3 protein-coding genes are annotated in these 2,347 nt (G+C 62.0%); 2 read left to right on the top strand and 1 reads right to left on the bottom strand.

Translation table 11 applies throughout. The annotated features are described in order from the left end of the window. Both F3H32_RS17805 and F3H32_RS17565 read left to right on the top strand, forming a co-directional pair. On the top strand, positions 1-649 hold a 649-nt coding region (locus tag F3H32_RS17805), incomplete at its 5' end, for a hypothetical protein (protein ID WP_223191534.1). After that, positions 646-1,440: an SH3 domain-containing protein gene (locus F3H32_RS17565; protein ID WP_188128717.1), complete on the top strand. Its 795-nt coding sequence runs from the start codon at positions 646-648 to the stop codon at positions 1,438-1,440. The genes F3H32_RS17805 and F3H32_RS17565, both read left to right, overlap by 4 nt. Positions 1,441-1,493: 53 nt before the next feature. On the opposite strand, the gene F3H32_RS17560 is transcribed toward F3H32_RS17565, so the two are convergent. After that, positions 1,494-2,204 carry an IS6-like element ISPpa9 family transposase gene (locus F3H32_RS17560; protein ID WP_026155209.1) on the bottom strand — a complete coding sequence of 237 codons (711 nt, stop codon included), beginning with the start codon at positions 2,202-2,204 and terminating at the stop codon, positions 1,494-1,496. Positions 2,205-2,347 lie beyond the last annotated feature (143 nt).

Below are 2,347 nucleotides of genomic sequence, written 5' to 3'. Positions count from 1 at the left end.
CACGCTCACAGCCCCCGGAACACCGGGCCTTTACGAGCTGCGCTATGTGCTTGAGAAGGGCCGTCGTACACTGGCCCGCGCGCCGATCGAGGTGACGAGTGCCGAGGTCGGCATCACCAGCCCCGGCACGGTGCGCGCGGGGGAGGCCGTGGATATCACCTGGTCAGGCACGATCAACGGCAGCGATTTCATCACCATCGTTCCCGCCGGGGCTGATGAGAACGAGGTTGACAGCCATCTTCGCGCCGGGAATGCCACCAAGGGCCGCCTGAAAGCGCCCGAGACACCTGGCATTTACGAAATCCGGTATGTGCTTGAGAAGGGGCGGCACATGCTGGCCAGTGCACCGCTGGAGGTGGTCGGGGCCGATGCGCCGCTCGACGATGGTGCCGGGCTGTCGGTGCCGCAAAGTGCTGCGCCGGGTGCGACGATCACGGTGACATGGACGGGTGGCAACGACAGCGCGGATCAGCGGCTGGCAGTGGCGCGCAAGGACCAGCCCGATTTCAGCTGGATTTCGGTTCACAAGATCGGGGAGCAGAAATCAATGGATCTCACCATGCCCGATGAACCCGGCACCTACGAGGTTCGCTTTCTGGATATTAACGGGCGCGCATTGCTTGGCCGCTCGGTGGTGGAGGTAGAATGATACGGCTATTTCTTTTCACCATAGCGGTCTGTGGGGGATTGGCACTTGCGATCCCCGCCGCGCACGCCGAAATCGACGGTCACGGGCCAGATGCCTGGCGCGTGACCGGCGTGGCCGCAAACGATGTGCTGAACATGCGGATGGGGCCGGGCACGCAATACCTGGTGATCGGCAGCCTCGCACCCAATGCGCGCGGGCTGGAACAGATCACCTGCGTGCCGCTGTTGATCCCCTCGATTTACAACCGGCTGAGCGAGACTGAGCGCGCCGCCCTGCCACAACGCTGGTGCCTGATGCGGACCCCCGATTTTGCCAAGGCGGGCTGGGTCGCACAGCGCTTCCTCATGGAGGACGGGTTGGAGGAAATCTCCGGTCCCGGCGCGGCACCCGGCGCTGACATCTCGCTGAAGACCATCGGCGATCCGTTGATCGACGGGGCGGCGGCGCTTGTACGCGATCTCTATGCCGATTTTGCCGCGTCGGGTAGCCAGGCAGACAACCCTTTCGCAGATACCAATGTCGCGCGCTATTTCTTTGCCAATATGGCACAGAAGTTGCGCGGCCACGGGTCTGATTTGCTCTATGGCGCGCAGGATTTCCAGGGCGAGGTCACACGCATCGCGCCGGATGCCGACAAGCCGATGTTTCGCGGCACCATCAAGGTCAACGCCGATTTCACCAATTTCGGCAGAGAAGACAGCATCGCCTTCTATCTGCGCGCGGATACCGATCAGCCAGGTGCGCCCTTTCGGATATTTCATATCGAGCATGACGATTGGAGTTTTCCGTAAGGCATTGCCAAGTTGGGTGATTGTGGGCGCAAAGGGGGGCGAAGCGTGAGCGCTTATGCGTTCATCTCGAGCGCATAGTCGTTCCACAGGCTGAAGGCGTCAGCCCGTGCGTGGCGGTATGAAGATGCGGTGAGACGATAGCGGCGGGGACGGAAGAGGGTGTTGATCTGGTCATGGGCGGCGAGGAATCTCTGCGCCTGTCGTTGGGACTTGAAGCGTCCCATGATCTTCTCTCGCCGTCGCGTTGGTCTGTGTGAGCCCTCGACCAGGTTGTTCAGCCCCTTGTGTGCCCTGTGGTCGGCGTCGGGAGCCAGGTTCCGGATTGGCTTGAAGTAGCTGCGCAGCTTGTCGGTGATCATCACACGCGGCTGGCCGAATTGCGCGATGAGCCTTGCCAGAAAGCGCCTCGCGGCTCTGGCGTTCCGGCGGGTTTGCACGAGGATGTCGAGCGTGTGGCCATTGGCGTCAACCGCCCGCCAGAGCCAGTGTTTCCTGCCGCGTATCGGGATGACGACCTCGTCCAGATGCCACTTGTCCGACGGCCCCGGCCTATCGCGCCGGATGCAGGTGGCAAACTGCGCGCCAAAGCGGTTAACCCAAAGCCTGATGCTCTCGCGGCTGACGATCACGCCGCGCTCTGCCAGAAGGTCCTCGACGTCAGCCCCGCTCAGGGCGAAGCGGTGATATGCCCAGACGGCGTAGGCAATGATCTCACGGGGAAAGCGAAACCCCTTCAGGCGCGGCATGGATGATGGCGTTTTCATCCGAGATCCTGTAGCAGGCGCTTCACGACACAACAACTTGGCAATGCCTTTCCAGGCACCCATCAGAAAGGACGGGTTTTCACTTGGGGACCGTTTGCAGGAGCACCGGGTCATCAAGGGCTTCTATGTGACCTATGTGCGAA

The organism is Paracoccus thiocyanatus, from assembly GCF_900156255.1.
Lineage (GTDB): Bacteria > Pseudomonadota > Alphaproteobacteria > Rhodobacterales > Rhodobacteraceae > Paracoccus > Paracoccus thiocyanatus.
Note: the sequence above shows the minus strand (reverse complement) of the source record. Positions and strands in the feature narration are given on the sequence as shown.